The following is a 14,999-nucleotide window of genomic DNA, read 5'->3' as shown; positions in this document are numbered from 1 at the left end:
GGGGCGGAAAACAGATCACATATTCGGGTAGTTGGGGCCGCAGCCCCCTTCGGGCACCGTCCAGACGATATTCTGCAGAGGATCTTTGATGTCGCAGGTTTTACAGTGCACGCAGTTTTGCGCATTAATCTGTAATTTTGGCTTTCCGGCAAGGGTGATGATTTCATAAACGCCCGCCGGGCAATAACGCTGCGCCGGTTCAGCAAAACGCGGCAGCGTTTCTCGTACCGACAGCTCGGGGTCTTTTAACTTGAGATGGCAGGGCTGATCTTCATCGTGCGCCGTGTTCGCCAGATAGACGGAGGAGGGCTTATCAAAGCTCAGCTGGTTATCCGGTTTGGGATAGTGAATGACGGCGCTTTGTTCCGCTGTCTGCAGCTGTAAGTGATCCGCTTTGCGGTCATGCAGCGTGAACGGTAGCTTGCCTTTAAACCAGTTCTGATCGATATAGTTAAGCGCCCCGCCTGCCAGCGTACCAAAGCGGTGCAGCAGCGGGCCAAAGTTACGTGACTGGCGTAGCTCTTCCCCGAGCCATGATTCATGAAACGCCTGCGCAAAATCCGCAAGGTCCCGTTTGTCATCGGGGGGTTGTCTCAGCGCCCGATAGACCGATTCGGCGGCCAGCATCCCGCTTTTCATCGCCGTGTGGCTGCCCTTAATTTTAGCGAAATTGAGCGTTCCCGCATCGCAGCCAATCAGCAGCCCGCCGGGGAAATGCATTTTGGGCAGCGCGTTGATACCCCCTTTGGTTATGGCGCGCGCGCCGTAGGAGAGACGTTTTCCGCCGCTTAAGGTTGCACGGAATGCCGGGTGGTGTTTCATGCGCTGAAACTCATCGAACGGGCTTAAATAAGGGTTACGGTAGTTGAGATCGACAATCAACCCGACGACCACCTGGTTATTCCCGGTGTGGTACAGAAAACTCCCCCCCGACGCACCTTCGCTAAGCGGCCAGCCGGAAGCGTGGATGACCTCCCCGGGACGACTTTTTTCCGGCGCGATCTCCCACAGCTCTTTAATACCCAGCGCGTAGTGTTGCGGATCCCGGCCGGCATCAAGTTGATAATTCGCGATCAGCTGTTTGCCCAGATGACCGCGGCAGCCCTCGGCGAACAGCGTATATTTCGCCAGCAGGTTCATACCTGGGGTAAAACCGGGTTTTTCTTCTCCCTGGGCATTGATCCCCATATCGCCGGTGGTGATACCGGCGACGGCGCCAGCATCGTCATACAGGATGCTGGCGGCGGCAAAACCGGGGAAGATATCTACCCCCATTGCTTCTGCCTGGCGGGCCAGCCAGCGGCAAAAATCACCCAGGCTAATGACGTAATTGCCCGCGTTATGCATTGGGGCAGGGATTAAAGCCGCCGGGATCTTCCACGCTTTTTCGCCATCGCGCAGCAGCAAGAGTTCATCTTGCGTCACGGGGGTGTTCAGCGGTGCGCCGAGCGACTGCCAGTCGGGAAAGAGTTCATTGAGCGCCCGGGGTTCGAACAGGGCTCCGGAAAGAATATGCGCGCCAACTTCAGCCCCTTTTTCAATCACGCAAACGCTCAGCTGACGTTGCTCCTGCTGCGCCATTTGCATCAACCGGCAGGCTGCCGATAGCCCGGCGGGCCCTCCACCGACAATGAGGACGTCAAATTCCATCGTTTCACGTTCCACCATAACCTCCATCTTCAGTTGCCTGCCCCTTGCTCATCACAGTTTCGCCACCAGTTGCGGTACTATCTCAAACAGATCGCCCACCAGGCTGTAGTCGGCGATTTTGAAAATTGGCGCTTCTTCGTCACTGTTGATCGCCACGATGACTTTGGCATTGCTCATCCCGGCCAGGTGCTGAATTGCGCCGGAAATCCCCACCGCGATATACAGATCCGGCGCGACAATTTTACCGGTCTGTCCAACCTGCAGATCGTTGGCGACCATGCCGGCATCGACCGCCGCGCGCGATGCGCCGACGGCGCCGTGCAGTTTGTCGGCAAGCTGTTCGATCAGGGCAAAGTTTTCGCGGCTGCCCAGCGCACGGCCGCCGGAAACCACCACGCGGGCGGTAGCAAGCTGCGGACGATCGGATTGCGCCAGCTCTTCGTGAATAAAGCGGGATAATGGCTGGCGATCGACGCCGGCTACCGGCTCAATCGGCGCGGCGGATTCGCTTTCTTGCGCTGCCGGGAAGCTGGAGGCGCGCAGGGTCATGACCACCTGCGGGTCGAGACTTTCGACGGTGGCGATTGCGCTGCCCGCATAAATGGGACGTTTGAAGACCCTGGGGCCGACCACCGCAATCACGTCGGAGATTTGTGCGACGTCGGCGAGGGCCGCCACGCGCGGCAGGATGTTTTTCCCGTTTGCGCTGGCGACGGCGAGCAGATGGCTGTAATCCCCGCGGAGCGAGAGCATCAGTGCGGCGACGTTTTCGGCCAGCTGATGTTTAAAGGCGCTATCGTCGGCGAGCAGCACTTTCGCCACCCCGGCAATGCGCGCCGCCTGTTCCGCCACCGGGCGGCAGTTTTCGCCCGCCACCAGCAGGGTCACCTCGTCACCCAGCTCCCGGGCGGCGCTGACCGCGTTTCTGGTTACCGCGTTGAGCTGGTTATTGTCATGTTCGACAAGGAGTAAAGTAGCCATATCAAATCACCTTCGCTTCGTTTTTCAGCTTGTTCAACAGTTCATCCACACTCCCGACACGCACGCCGGCTTCGCGCACTGGCGGAGTTTCGACTTTTAACAAGGTCGTGTGCGGGCGTAGCTCAAGACCAAATTCCTCCACCGGCAGGATGCTGAGCGGTTTCTTTTTGGCTTTCATCATGTTGGGTAGGGAGGTATAGCGCGGCTGGTTAAGGCGCAGGTCGGTGGTGACCACCGCCGGCAGCGTCAGCGACACGGTCTGCAGGCCGCCGTCAATTTCACGGGTGACCATCGCCTGACCATGCTCAATACGCAGCTCGGCGGCAAACGTTCCCTGCGGATAACCGCACAGCGCGGCTAGCATTTGTCCGGTCTGGTTATTGTCGCCATCGATGGACTGTTTCCCCATCAGGATTAACGACGGCTGCTCACTTTCGACCACTTTCGCCAGCAGCTTTGCCAGGTTGAGCGGTTCGAGGGACGAAGGGGTCGCGATGAGCAATCCGCGGTCGGCTCCCATCGCCAGCGCGCTGCGCAGCTGCTCCTGGGCCACTTCTTCACCGATGGTGACCACCACAATCTCGCTGGCGATGCCGAGCTCTTTCAGGCGAATGGCTTCTTCAACCGCAATTTCACAGAACGGGTTGAGCGCCATTTTGGCGTTGGTCAGATCAACCTGGCTGCCATCGTTTCGTACGCGGATCTTAACGTTATGATCGACAACGCGTTTTACGGGGACGAGAACTTTCATCGTTACCTCTCGGGATGTTGACATGTCTTTCTGGTCTTAAGTAAATAACTATTTAGTTATTTATTCAACCGGTTTTTGCCCATGAAAACGAACATGGGCGACAATTTGTGATCAGTGCGACGCGATAATCAGATCGCTGGCTTTCTCGGCGATCATAATGGTGGGGGCATTGGTGTTGGAGCTGACCAGATCGGGCATCACCGACGAGTCCACCACGCGCAGCCCTTCAATACCGCGAACGCGCAATTGGGTATCGACCACCGACATCTCGTCGACGCCCATTTTGCAGGTGCCCACCGGGTGATAGCAGGTGCGCGCAAACTGGCGGATGTAGTTTTCCAGATCTTTATCGCTTTGCGCCTCCTGTCCCGGCATATGCTCGCGGCGAATATAGGGCGAGAAGGCGCTTTGTTGCATGATATCGCGCATCAGCTTGCAGCCTTCGACACTCATTTTTAGATCGTAAGGATCGCTGAGATAGTTCGGGTCGATAAGCGGAGCCTCGCTGGCGTTTGCCGAGCGTAATGTTACCCGACCGCGGCTGCGCGGACGCAGGAAGTAGCTGTTAATCGTCACGCCGGAGCCGGAAGGCACCGGTTCGATACCGGCTTCCACCCCGGCGCCCGCCAGGAAGTGAATTTGCGTATCGGGATTGACGGACTGTTTATCGGCATACCAGAACGCGCCGCCTTCGACGATGTTTGAACACACCGGCCCTTTGCGGAACAGCAGATACTCCAGCCCGGCCCACAGCATCCAGTGCGTCTTCTTGTACTTGTCATAGCTCAGCGCGTTGCTGAGCTCAAAGATCAGGTCGATACCCAGATGGTCCTGCAGGTTTTCCCCGACGCCCGGGAGATCGGCGACCACCGGAATGCCTTTTTTACTCAGCTCATCGGCGGCGCCAATGCCCGAAAGCTGCAGCAGTTTCGGAGAACCAATGGCTCCGGCGCTGACGATGACTTCACGGCTGGCATGTAGTCGTTGCGGTTTGCCATCCTGATAGATCTCTACGCCGACGGCGCGCTGGTTATCGATAAGCAGCCGGGAAATATGGCAGCCGGTCTTAATCGTGAGATTGCTCCGCTGGCGCGCGTCTTTCAGATAGCCCACCGCCGCAGAACAGCGACGGGCGTTGCGCGTGGTGGTCTGATACAGACCGCAGCCGGCCTGGGTCGCGCCGTTGAAGTCGGGATTATAGGGCAGTCCCGCCTGCTGGCAGGCTTTACTGAAGGTTTTGCTCATCAGATTGGCGCCGATTGGACTGGAGACCCCGAGCGGGCCGCCGACGCCGTGCCAGGCGTCGGAAAAGGTGTCGTTATCTTCGGATTTAATAAAATAGCGCTGAATATCGGCAAATGACCAACCGTCGCAGCCCTTTTCCGCCGCCCAGCGGTCATAGTCCGCCGGCGTGCCGCGGGTGAACACTTCGGCGTTGATCGAACTCCCGCCTCCCAGCACTCGCCCCTGGGCAAACAGCAGCTCACGATTGCCGAGCTGGGGCTGTGGTACCGTTTTATAACCCCAGGTCAGCGGCCCGGCGGTGAGTTTGCTAAAGCCAACCGGTAAATGGATATAGGGGTTACTGTCCTTCGGGCCGGCCTCAACCAGCAGCACTTTGCAGTCGGCGTTTTCGCTTAAGCGCGACGCAAGGACGCTGCCCGCCGAACCGCCGCCAATAATAATGTAGTCGTACATGTCTGATCCTCGCCCCAACATCACTCAGCGAGCCATTTAGCGCGCTTGCCCAACTGGATATGTACGGATTTAATCTCGGTATATTCATCCAGACCATAGCTGCCGCTTTCGCGCCCGATACCGGACTGTTTAAAGCCGCCGGAAGGGAGCTCAGGGCCGCCGGCGATAGTGGTATTCACCCACAGTCTGCCCGCTTTCAGATCGCGGAAGCCCTGGACCGCTTTATCCAGATTCGACGTCCAGATGCTGGCCGCCAGCCCGTAGCAGGTGTCATTGGCAATGCCGATCGCCTCTTCATAGCTGTCGAACGGGGTGACGCAGAGCACCGGGCCGAAGATCTCTTCGCGGAAAATGGTCATTTCTGGGGTCACATCATCGAAAATGGTGGGTTCGATAAACAGCCCATTCCCGGCGGGAACCGCATTGCCGCCGGTGAGCAGGGTGGCACCCTCATTTTTTCCCTGTTCGATATAGCCGAGCACGGTCTGGTAGTGCTTCTCAGTAATAATCGCGCCAATCTGGGTGTTTTCATTCAGCGGATCGCCGCTGCGTACTTTCTGCGCGCGTTCAACCAGCTTCTGGCAGAAATCCTTATGGATAGAACGTTCAACCAGTAAACGACTGCCGCTGACGCAGCACTGCCCGGTATTGAACAGGAAGCCAAACAGCGTACCGTCCAACGCGGCGTCAATATCGGCATCGGCAAAAACCACCTGCGGATTCTTACCACCCAACTCCAGACCAAGGCGTTTGATATTTTTTGCCGACGCGTGCAGCGCCATCTGGCCGACGGCGGTGGATCCGGTGAAAGAGACCATATCGATATCAGCATGTTCGGTGATCCGTTGGCCGACGACCGAACCGCTGCCGGTGACCACGTTAAATACGCCGTCGGGCAGCCCGGCCTCTTTAAGAATGCCGGCCAGCAGCAGAGTCGTACCGGATGTGATCTCGGCGGCTTTCGCCACCAGCGTACAGCCGGCGGCCAGAATGTAGGGGTAGCGTTCTGCGCCAATAAAGAAAGGGAAGTTCCACGGCGTGATGACGCCGACGACGCCGATGGGTTCGCGCGTCACCAGGCCCAGCATGTTGTCGCCGAGATTATTAAAGCTGTCGCCATTGACGCTGCGCGCCAGGCCGGCGGCATATTCCCAGATATCGGCCGCGCCCTGGATCTCGCCGCGCGACTGGGCGACAGGCTTACCGGTTTCCAGCGTTTCCAGCAGCGCCAGTTCCGTCAGGTTCTCGCGAATGAGCTGGGCGGTTTTCAGCAATACCGCCGCACGCGCCGCGCCGCTAATGCGCGACCATTTTCCGCAATCAAAGGCGTCTCTGGCTGCCTTTACCGCCTCATCAACGTCTTCAACGGTCCCCGCCGGATAGGTGCTAACGACAATATCGTGGGCCGGGCTTTTACGGACAAAACTTTCGCTGCTGTGGCCCGTGGTCCATTTGCCATTGATGAACATCTGAAATTCACGCGCTTTTTCAGGCAGCAAAGGGTGGTTAACGTCTACAGGGTGAAATGTATTACTCATCGTCCTCTTCCCATCGTTCATAGCCTTCCTTACCGGTCGGTAAGAGCCAGCGAGTGATCGTTGTCATCCTGTCCGATGCATTTTTAGATGCCGACAAGATGGGTTGGTTGTGTTTGATTTTAACTTTATGTTTTATAAGTATAATGTTGTTTATATATAACTATATGGTTACATATATTAGCATGCTGTTTTTGGATTGAATAAGGAAACGCCAGCCCTTGTAATGAAATTGTTAAGCGGCTAGCAGAAAGGAGATTAGCGAAAAATTTTTCTTGATTTCCGCCAATGAGTAAGGGTTAATCATCAGCCAGATCCGCAACCAAAACGATGTAATGACTAAATCAGCTACGGAAAAAACAGTACAGGTCCGTGACCCTGTTGCGACACAAAATCGGATCCTGAAAGCCGCGAAACGCGAGTTCGCGCAAAAGGGACTCGGCGGCGCACGCATTGACGTTGTCGCTGAAAAGGCAAAATCAAATAAGCGTATGATTTATCACTATTTTGGTAGCAAAGAGCAGCTTTTCCAGAAAGTTGTCGAAGATTCCTACCTTGATATTCGTGCCGCGGAAAAAAAATTAAATCTCGAAAGTCTGGAACCGAAAGAAGCGGTTGAAGCGCTGGTCAGGTTTACCTGGAACTACTACCTGAAAAACCCGGAGTTTCTGACGCTGGTGAACAGCGAAAACCTGCATCGCGCCGTACATCTGAAAAAATCGGTGGCGATCAAGTCGGCGCAGAAATCGATGGTCACCCTGATGGAAGGCATTCTGCAGCGCGGTGTGGAGCAGGGCGTTTTCCGGGCGGGCGTGGATGCGGAACAGCTGGTGATCACCATTGCGGCGGTCAACTATTATTACTTCAATAATAAATATACCGGCGCCATTCTGTTCGATCGCAATTTCATGGATGCTGATTCCCTTCAGCAGCGCCTTGATTTTAACGTCGAAACGATAATGCGGATACTGCAGCCCTGATATCCGCATTGCGTGATGTATTCAGAGAGAAACCAGCGCGGGGCGATCGACTTTCGGGCAGAATTGCATACGCTGCAAAATATCCTGCTCGAGGTTAACCCCGCTGACAATCGCCGCCAGTTCCACCCCTTCTTCCGTTAGCCTGAAAATGGCGCGCTCCGTGACGTACAGCACCTCCTGCCCGCGTTTTATGGCTTCCGGCCCGCTGAAAGTGATATGGCGAACCTTTTGCACCAGCTTGGGAATTTGCCCATGAGACTCAATCTGTAAACGCTCGCCCTGCTGGCACACCTGTAGGCCTTTTGCTTCGAAGGTGCCGCAGAAAACGACCTTTTTGGCGCCGCAGGTAATATCAATAAAGCCGCCCGGTCCAACGATAGTGTCGCCGAGTTGCGAAACGTTGACGTTACCTTCAGCATCCATCTCGCCCATGCCGAGGAAGGTGATATCCAGCCCGCCGCCGCTAAACAGATCGAACTGATCGAGCGAACTGACAATGGCCTGCGGATATTTAGCCGCGCCGAACAGCGCGCCGTCGAGAAGCTGGCCGTTGTGAATGCCTTGTTCCACCATTTGCCAGCAGGAGTCGACCAGCGATTTGTCGGCCATGGCGGAGATCCCGCCGGGGATGCCGAATCCATAATTGACCCGCATATTCGGTTTCAGCTCCCGTACCGCCAGGCCCGAGATCAGGCGGCGAATGCCCTCTGCTGGCGCGTCGAGCGGGTGTTCATCCGGCGGGGCGACCTGTCCGGAGATGGCCGGGTCGTATTCGGCAAGATAGCTCTGCCACTGCGTCGGGCACTTAACGATATGGTCGATCATCACACCGGGAACGGTGACCTTACGGGCCGGGACAAAGTGTTCATCCGCGGTGGATTTCACCTGGGCGATAACCATCCCGCCGTTGTTGTGTGCCGCTAAGGCGACGGCATAAGTATCCAGGTCCGCGGGCTCTTCGCTGGTGGAGATATTCGCCACGACGTCCGCCTGCGATCCGTGAATCACCGCAACATCGACTTTAAACGGTTTGTAATGCAGCCAGGTTTTACCGTCGAGTTCAATACGCGAAACGATATCCTCGCAGGTGATGTCATTGCATTTGCCACCGCTTATCAACGGGTCGACAAAAGTGCCTAGCCCGACGCTGGAAATGACCCCCGGGCGCCCGGCGCCGCTTTCGCGATACAGCGTCATGATGATGCCGGTGGGTAAACAGTAGGCTTCTATCTGATTGTCGCGGGCCATTTTTTGTAGCTCGGAAGACCATGACCAGTGGCCGCCGATGATCCGTTTCACCAGCCCCGGTATAGCGAGGCGGCCAAGTCCGGATCCTTTGCCGTTTCCGATCCCTAAAGCATGAATCAGGGTGAGATTGCGCGGGTGTCCGGTTTCGCGGTAGCGCGTCGCGATGGCCGCCATGACGTAGTCAGACTCCAGCAGGCCGCCGCCGGAGCCGGTGAAGGCAACGGTGGAGTTGTCTTTGATCAAAGCAACAGCTTCTTCGACGCTTTTTAGTTTGCCATGCATGCTCGTTATCCTCGTTGAACTCAGTATAAAATAAACTAACTAGTTAGTTACAATTGCAGAAAGTAAAAGCCGGATCAACGTCATTAATGCCGCTTTGTTATCCAGGTAACATTTTCACAACATTCGTTTTGATATAACTATCTTGTTAGTTAATTAAACCATCAGCCTGCAGGAGTACAGACATGGATCCATCACAGCAAAATGCGTTTGGCCGTACCGCTATTCAGGTCACGGCAATGGGTTACGGCGCCGCGCCAATTGGCAATATTTTCCGCCCCATCAGTGAACAAGAATCGGAGAACATGATTCGCCAGGCGTGGGACAACGGTCTGCGCTATTTTGATACCGCGCCGCTGTATGGCCATGGCCTGAGCGAAGCGAGGGTTGGCCACGGTTTGCGCTGGTATCCCCGCGATGAGTATGTGTTGTCCACTAAGGTCGGTCGTCTGCTGAAGCCGAAAAAACGCAGTGAAATTGATTCCGGGGTGTGGGTCAATCCGCTGCCGTTTGAGGCGGTCTTTGATTACTCCTATTCGGCAACTATGCGATCCATCGAGGACAGTCTGCAGCGCATGGCGCTGGAGCATATCGATATCGCGTTTATTCACGACTGCGATTTTTATACCCACGGGGATCAGCAGCCGCACCACTTTCGCCAGGCGATGGACGGCGCATGGCGCGCGCTGGCGCAGCTGCGCGATGAAGGCGTGATTAAAGCGGTAGGGATGGGCGTCAATGAATGGCAGGTGTGCCATGCGGCGCTGCAGGAAGCCGACTTTGACTGTTTCCTGCTGGCCGGGCGCTATACGTTGCTGGAACAGGAGGCATTACAAGCGTTTCTGCCGCTGTGCGAAGAGCGCAATGCGGCGGTGGTGATCGGCGGGGGATTCAACAGCGGGATACTGGCGACCGGGGCGGTTGAGAACGCGAAATATAACTATGGCCCGGCCAGCCAGGCGATTTTGCAAAAGGTCAGCAAAATTGAAAACGTCTGCCGCGATTATCACGTCAGTCTGCCAGCGGCCGCGCTACAGTTTGTTCTGGCTCACCCGGCGGTGCCGACGATTATTCCTGGCACCCGCACGGTAGCGCAGCTGGAAAACTGCCTGGAGTGGATTGCCGCGCCGATCCCGGATGATTTCTGGCGTACGCTGCAACAACAGGGGCTGCTGGATGAAGCGGCGCCAACGCCGGCCGATCGCCTCATCTGAGCGATGCGGGAAGGTAAAAAGGTGCTCCTCAGGAGCACCTTTTTTTATTCTGCCGTCTTATCCGCGTGGCTAAAATCTTACTCGTGGGCAATATGCAGCTGGATTTTCAGGTGCTGCGGATGAGCGAGCAGGGTGGAGAAAACCTGCTGAATATCCTCCAGCGGGTGGACGGATTCGCGGAAAGGGGCGGTAATAAAACGTTGATGGCTCAGCAGATGCAGCGCCTGGTGCATATCTTCTCCCATTCCGGCCACGCTGCCCTGAATCCTCTGTTCTTTTAAAATGATCTCCAGCGGTTTAATGGCTATCTCGGTTTGCGCATCGGTTAAACCGAAGGCCAGCAGCCGTCCACCGGGGCGCATAAACGTCAGGGCCTGTTTATACAATTCCGGATGACCGACGCTTTCGATCACCACGTCGGCGCCACGTCCCTCCGTGAGCGCCTTGATCTGCTCCAGCGCGACTTCGGGGTCGGTGATGACACTGTCCGCTCCGCACTGTCTGGCGAGTTCGGCCCGCTGCGGATTCAGCTCTACGGCAATAATCGGCGCGGCGCCGAGCAAACGCGCCATCTGAATATGCATATTGCCCACCGGGCCCGCGCCAATCACTACCACCGACTCTGCCACGCTGAGGCCTATTTTTTTACTGGCGCGCACCACGCAGGAGAACGGTTCGGTCAGACAGGCAACGCTATCCGCAATCTCATCGCCGAGCGGAATCACCAGGCGGGCCGGAATCGCCACGTACTGCGCAAACGCGCCGTGGGTGTGAATGCCGAGCTGGCGGATCTTCGGGCAGTTCAGCAGTTCGTTCCGCCGACAATAATAGCAGTGGCCGCAGCCGATATTGATGTCGGCGACTACCCGCTGGCCCGGCGTCAGCGTCGAGACCTGGCGACCAACGGCAACAATTTCTCCGCTGAACTCGTGGCCGGGAATTAACGGCAGCTTATCCTGGGAGTAATGGCCATTATAGATATGGATATCGGTTCCGCAGATTGAACAGCGGGTGACGCGAATCAGTACCTCGTCGTCGCCGTAGGCGGGGACCGGAACCTGGCGAATTTCGAACGTTTTGGGCGCCGTCAGCACCGCGGCCTTCATTAATTTGGGGATCATAGCCCGCTCCGGTTATTTAACGGTGGAAATTTTGGCGCGATCGATGGTCATCGCGATCGCCACAATCATCAGCACGCCGAAGAAGATCTGCTGCGCCTGCGCTTCGACGTTCAGGTAAGTCATACTGGTACGAATAACGGCCACGATGAGGGTGCCGATAAGCGTGCTCAATACGCCGCCCACGCCCCCGGTCAGCGGGGTGCCGCCCAGCAGCACCGCAACGATGGCCGGTAGCAGGAACTGGTCGGCCATGGTCGGCGATGCGCCGGAAAGACGGGTTGCCAGTAGCACCCCGGCGGCGGCGGAGAACGCCCCGGCAATGGCGAAGGTGATAATCTTCACCTTGATGACCTTCACGCCGCTGGCGATCGCTGCGGATTCACCGGCACCAATCGCCTTCATGTGGCGTCCCAGCGCGGTGCGTCTTTCCATCAGCAGGGCCAACAGCAGCAGTACCGCCGCGATAATGATTTCCATCGGCAGCGTAAAGACGGTGCTGGTCATCCAGCCAACCGTCTGGCTGCGAATATCGCCCGGGATATAGAACGCGCGTTGTCCGGATATCACCTGCCCGGTGGCATAGGCAATGCCCCCGACGGCGAGCGTGGTAATGAATGACGATATTTTGAAGCGGGTATGCACCCAGCCGGAGATCGCGCCGAACAGCGCGCCGACGAGCAGGGTGAGCGGAATCGCCAGCGCGCCAATTTGCGACAACAGAATGACCAGCACCACCGTCGACATACTGGCAATCGACTGGGCGGATAAATCTATGCCGCCGATATAAATCACAAAGGTCATGCCAATCGCCATAATAAACAGCGTCGACGCATCCTGCAGCAGCTGGAATATATTGTCGGGTTTAAGAAAATCCGGGTTATAGAGGCTGACCAGGGCGACTAATACCACCAGAGTCAGAATGGGTAAATAACGCGTAATTTTTTCACGCCCGGTTAATGGCGGCCGGGTCGGGCTACCGGTGTTATTTTTTGTCGGCACTGCTAATAAATCAGAACGGGTGATTTTCATGGAGATTTGCCTTAATAACCTAGACGAAGTGCTGCAATAATTCATATTGCTCCGGACGCTTCTCTTCACAGCCGGTAAACTGATATCTCAGCTGGCCGTCCTTAAAAATAGCGATGGTATGGGCGAGACCGATGGCCTCCTCCAGAGAATCGGCGATCAAAATCACGCCGCATTGTTCATCGGTGAAGTCGCGCACGAGGTCGTAGACATCCTCTTTGGCGCCGATATCGAGGCCGCGGGTAGGGTGGTCGAGGAGGATGATTTTCGCCTCGGCGGTTCGCCATTTAGACAGCACCACCTTTTGCTGATTGCCGCCGGAGAGCTTGCCGCACTGTGTATCAATGCTGGCGGTTTTTATCGACAGCTTTTTAACCCACTCATTGGCCAGCTGGCGCTCGTGATGCACCTGCAGCAGTCCGGCGCGGGAATAGTCCTGCAGGTTAGCGAGAGTGATGTTTTCCACCACCGACATCCCTTCGACGATGCCCTCGATTTTGCGCTCGCGCGGGATATATCCTACCCCTTCAGCGATGCTGTGCGTGGGGCTGAATTTGCGGACCGGTCTACCGTTGAGAATCACTTCTCCCTGCTCGGGCTGCAGCAAACCGAAGATGGTCCGGATGATCTCTTCGGTCCCCGCCCCTTCGGTGCCAACCAGCGCCAGCACTTCGCCAGCGTGCAGCGACAGCGAGACATTCTGATAATGGCCCGGCAATGAGATATTTTTTAACTCGACCAGGGTGGTCGCTTTATGGATGCCGTGTTTGCGATGCTCGCGGTAATAGCGTTCATCGATATCCCGACCGACCATCTGACGCTGAATATTCACCACATCAAACCGGTCGCGGGTGAGCATATCCATGACCTGCCCGTCCTTCATCACGTAGATGCGGTCGGAAAGGGTCATCACCTCATCAAGACGATGCGAAACAAAAATGAAAGAGGCCCGGCTTTTCAGCTCTCTGACCAGCGCAAACAGCAGCTCGATCTCCTGGGCAGGTAACACCGAGGTCGGCTCATCGAGCAGGATAATTAAATGGCCGCTGCTTCTCTCCTCGAGAGTTAAAACCTTCGCCAGCTCCACCAGCTGACGTTGGGTAAACGACAGCTCGGAGGTGATTGTTTTCGGGTCGATATCCAGTTTGACTTTCGCCAGCTGTTTTCTGGCTGCCGCCGCCATCTTTTTCCAGTTAATCACTCCAAGTTTTTTAAACGGCTGTTCAAAGCCGAGGAAAATATTCTCCATTACGCTCAGATTGGAAATTAATGACTGCTCCTGAAACACCATCCCGATGCCTTGCATCATGGCATCGCGCGGTGAGCGAAATACCACCGGCTGACCATTAATCAGCACTTCGCCTTTATCGTGCTGATAGGCGCCGTATATAATTTTCATCAGCGTTGATTTTCCGGCACCGTTTTCACCGACTAAGCCAACAATTTCTCCGGGATTAATTTGCAGATTGATATTTTGCAAAGCCAGAACGCCCGGAAACGATTTACCAACATTTTTAAATTCAAGCATAATCGTCACTTCACTATTTGCAGACGTTTACGATTAGTGACTAAGGCCACCGAGAGAATAACTAACGCACCTAAAACGCCCTGTTGGATATAGGTCGGGAAACCGACCAGCACCATGCCATTATTAATCACGTTGATAATCAGCACGCCGATCAGGCTTTGCCATACGCCGCCGTTGCCGCCCATTAAGGAGGTACCGCCGACGACCACGGAGGTGATGGCGATAAAGGTATAACCGTCCCCCAGGTTGCTGGCGACCGACCCCAGGCGGGCTACCGCAAAGATGGCGCCCAGTCCGTAAAAGACCCCGGCCAGCGCAAAACCGAGCACGCGAATACGCTTTACCGACAGACCGGAAGCGTAGGCCAGATGCTCGCCGCCGCCGACCGCATAAAAATTACGTCCCAGCGCGGTATAGCGTTGAATAAACCAGGCAAACAGCAGGGCCGCCCCGGCGAGATAGACCATCAGCGGGAAATCAAAAATGCGCTCGGTCAGCAGGAGCCGGAATGTCCGGTCGGGCAGGGGGATACGTTCGCCGCCGGTAATCACCATGGTGACGCCAATTAAGCTGAAACCAATCCCCAGACTGACCAGAAATGAGGGGATTTTAAGCTTGACGTGAATCAGACCATTAATGAGCCCGCAGGCGGCCGAAATAAGAATCGCTGCGGGGATGGCTAAATAACCGAGTTCGCTAAAGCCGCCCAGTTTCACCATAATAATGGCCAGCATCGAGCCGCAGAAAGCCATAATGCCTTCAATTGACAGGTCGATCGAACCCATAATGATGATAAACGTCACGCCAATGGCGATCATTAACGGCGCGGCGCTGGCGGTCAGTAAACGCGAGAAATTACGCACCGATAAAAAGCCGGGATAAATCACGCTGATGATGGTGCACAGGAGCAGCAGCACCATCAGCGGCGCCCATTTGCGCAAAAACTCTTTATAGCTGGAATGTGATGACATGTTCGACCTTCACTCAT

General features: G+C 55.9%; 12 protein-coding genes. 2 read left to right on the top strand and 10 right to left on the bottom strand.

The window, feature by feature from the left end:
- Positions 1 to 15 precede the first annotated feature (15 nt).
- From MC50_RS25930 to MC50_RS25910, 5 genes are all read right to left on the bottom strand, one after another.
- Entirely contained in the window at positions 16 to 1,677 is a 1,662-nt protein-coding gene (locus tag MC50_RS25930) for an electron transfer flavoprotein-ubiquinone oxidoreductase (protein ID WP_172958350.1), read from the bottom strand.
- Positions 1,678 to 1,701: 24 nt separating this feature from the next.
- Positions 1,702 to 2,631, bottom strand: a complete 930-nt coding sequence (locus tag MC50_RS25925) for an electron transfer flavoprotein subunit alpha/FixB family protein (protein WP_047665293.1) — start codon at positions 2,629 to 2,631, stop codon at positions 1,702 to 1,704.
- 1 nt (position 2,632) lies between these two features.
- Positions 2,633 to 3,382: an electron transfer flavoprotein subunit beta/FixA family protein gene (locus tag MC50_RS25920; RefSeq protein ID WP_047665291.1), complete on the bottom strand. Its 750-nt coding sequence runs from the start codon at positions 3,380 to 3,382 to the stop codon at positions 2,633 to 2,635.
- Positions 3,383 to 3,493: 111 nt separating this feature from the next.
- Entirely contained in the window at positions 3,494 to 5,080 is a 1,587-nt protein-coding gene (locus tag MC50_RS25915) for a GMC family oxidoreductase (protein ID WP_080748461.1), read from the bottom strand.
- 20 nt (positions 5,081 to 5,100) lie between these two features.
- Entirely contained in the window at positions 5,101 to 6,618 is a 1,518-nt protein-coding gene (locus tag MC50_RS25910) for an aldehyde dehydrogenase family protein (protein ID WP_047665289.1), read from the bottom strand.
- A gap of 332 nt (positions 6,619 to 6,950) precedes the next feature.
- On the opposite strand from MC50_RS25910, the gene MC50_RS25905 reads away from it, so the two are divergent.
- Complete coding sequence (locus tag MC50_RS25905) at positions 6,951 to 7,595, top strand: TetR/AcrR family transcriptional regulator (RefSeq protein ID WP_032686825.1); 645 nt, start codon at positions 6,951 to 6,953, stop codon at positions 7,593 to 7,595.
- A gap of 21 nt (positions 7,596 to 7,616) precedes the next feature.
- On the opposite strand, the gene MC50_RS25900 is transcribed toward MC50_RS25905, so the two are convergent.
- The gene (locus MC50_RS25900) at positions 7,617 to 9,125 is read right to left on the bottom strand and encodes an acyl CoA:acetate/3-ketoacid CoA transferase (RefSeq protein WP_032695356.1); all 1,509 of its coding nucleotides are present in this window, start codon (positions 9,123 to 9,125) and stop codon (positions 7,617 to 7,619) included.
- 182 nt (positions 9,126 to 9,307) lie between these two features.
- Between MC50_RS25900 and MC50_RS25895 the strand changes: the two genes are divergently transcribed.
- Positions 9,308 to 10,336, top strand: coding sequence for an aldo/keto reductase (locus MC50_RS25895; protein WP_047665288.1), 1,029 nt, complete (start codon positions 9,308 to 9,310; stop codon positions 10,334 to 10,336).
- A gap of 77 nt (positions 10,337 to 10,413) precedes the next feature.
- Here the strand turns inward: MC50_RS25895 and MC50_RS25890 are convergent, their stop codons facing one another.
- Genes MC50_RS25890 through MC50_RS25875 form a run of 4 tightly spaced genes read right to left on the bottom strand, consistent with a single transcriptional unit; the run spans position 10,414 to position 14,982 of the window.
- Positions 10,414 to 11,457: a zinc-dependent alcohol dehydrogenase gene (locus tag MC50_RS25890; RefSeq protein WP_047665285.1), complete on the bottom strand. Its 1,044-nt coding sequence runs from the start codon at positions 11,455 to 11,457 to the stop codon at positions 10,414 to 10,416.
- A gap of 12 nt (positions 11,458 to 11,469) precedes the next feature.
- Positions 11,470 to 12,486 carry an ABC transporter permease gene (locus MC50_RS25885; RefSeq protein WP_047665283.1) on the bottom strand — a complete coding sequence of 339 codons (1,017 nt, stop codon included), beginning with the start codon at positions 12,484 to 12,486 and terminating at the stop codon, positions 11,470 to 11,472.
- Positions 12,487 to 12,505: 19 nt separating this feature from the next.
- Positions 12,506 to 14,011 (bottom strand): sugar ABC transporter ATP-binding protein, encoded by a 1,506-nt coding sequence (locus tag MC50_RS25880; RefSeq protein WP_046852104.1) that lies wholly within the window; start codon positions 14,009 to 14,011, stop codon positions 12,506 to 12,508.
- Between the two features lie 5 nt (positions 14,012 to 14,016).
- A complete protein-coding gene (locus tag MC50_RS25875; RefSeq protein WP_047665281.1) occupies positions 14,017 to 14,982 on the bottom strand; it encodes an ABC transporter permease in 966 nt (321 codons plus the stop codon).
- Positions 14,983 to 14,999 lie beyond the last annotated feature (17 nt).

This window comes from Klebsiella planticola, from assembly GCF_000783935.2.
GTDB lineage: Bacteria > Pseudomonadota > Gammaproteobacteria > Enterobacterales > Enterobacteriaceae > Klebsiella > Klebsiella planticola.
This window is presented reverse-complemented; position numbering and strand designations above follow the sequence as displayed.

Excerpts from the sequence above, each read along its gene's own strand:
- MC50_RS25885 (WP_047665283.1), bottom strand. The coding sequence starts at position 12,486 with ATGAAAATCACCCGTTCTGATTTATTAGCAGTGCCGACAAAAAATAAC.
- MC50_RS25915 (WP_080748461.1), bottom strand. The coding sequence starts at position 5,080 with ATGTACGACTACATTATTATTGGCGGCGGTTCGGCGGGCAGCGTCCTT.
- MC50_RS25910 (WP_047665289.1), bottom strand. The coding sequence starts at position 6,618 with ATGAGTAATACATTTCACCCTGTAGACGTTAACCACCCTTTGCTGCCT.
- MC50_RS25925 (WP_047665293.1), bottom strand. The coding sequence starts at position 2,631 with ATGGCTACTTTACTCCTTGTCGAACATGACAATAACCAGCTCAACGCG.
- MC50_RS25905 (WP_032686825.1), top strand. The coding sequence starts at position 6,951 with ATGACTAAATCAGCTACGGAAAAAACAGTACAGGTCCGTGACCCTGTT.
- MC50_RS25930 (WP_172958350.1), bottom strand. The coding sequence starts at position 1,677 with ATGGAGGTTATGGTGGAACGTGAAACGATGGAATTTGACGTCCTCATT.
- MC50_RS25875 (WP_047665281.1), bottom strand. The coding sequence starts at position 14,982 with ATGTCATCACATTCCAGCTATAAAGAGTTTTTGCGCAAATGGGCGCCG.
- MC50_RS25900 (WP_032695356.1), bottom strand. The coding sequence starts at position 9,125 with ATGCATGGCAAACTAAAAAGCGTCGAAGAAGCTGTTGCTTTGATCAAA.
- MC50_RS25880 (WP_046852104.1), bottom strand. The coding sequence starts at position 14,011 with ATGCTTGAATTTAAAAATGTTGGTAAATCGTTTCCGGGCGTTCTGGCT.
- MC50_RS25890 (WP_047665285.1), bottom strand. The coding sequence starts at position 11,457 with ATGATCCCCAAATTAATGAAGGCCGCGGTGCTGACGGCGCCCAAAACG.
- MC50_RS25920 (WP_047665291.1), bottom strand. The coding sequence starts at position 3,382 with ATGAAAGTTCTCGTCCCCGTAAAACGCGTTGTCGATCATAACGTTAAG.
- MC50_RS25895 (WP_047665288.1), top strand. The coding sequence starts at position 9,308 with ATGGATCCATCACAGCAAAATGCGTTTGGCCGTACCGCTATTCAGGTC.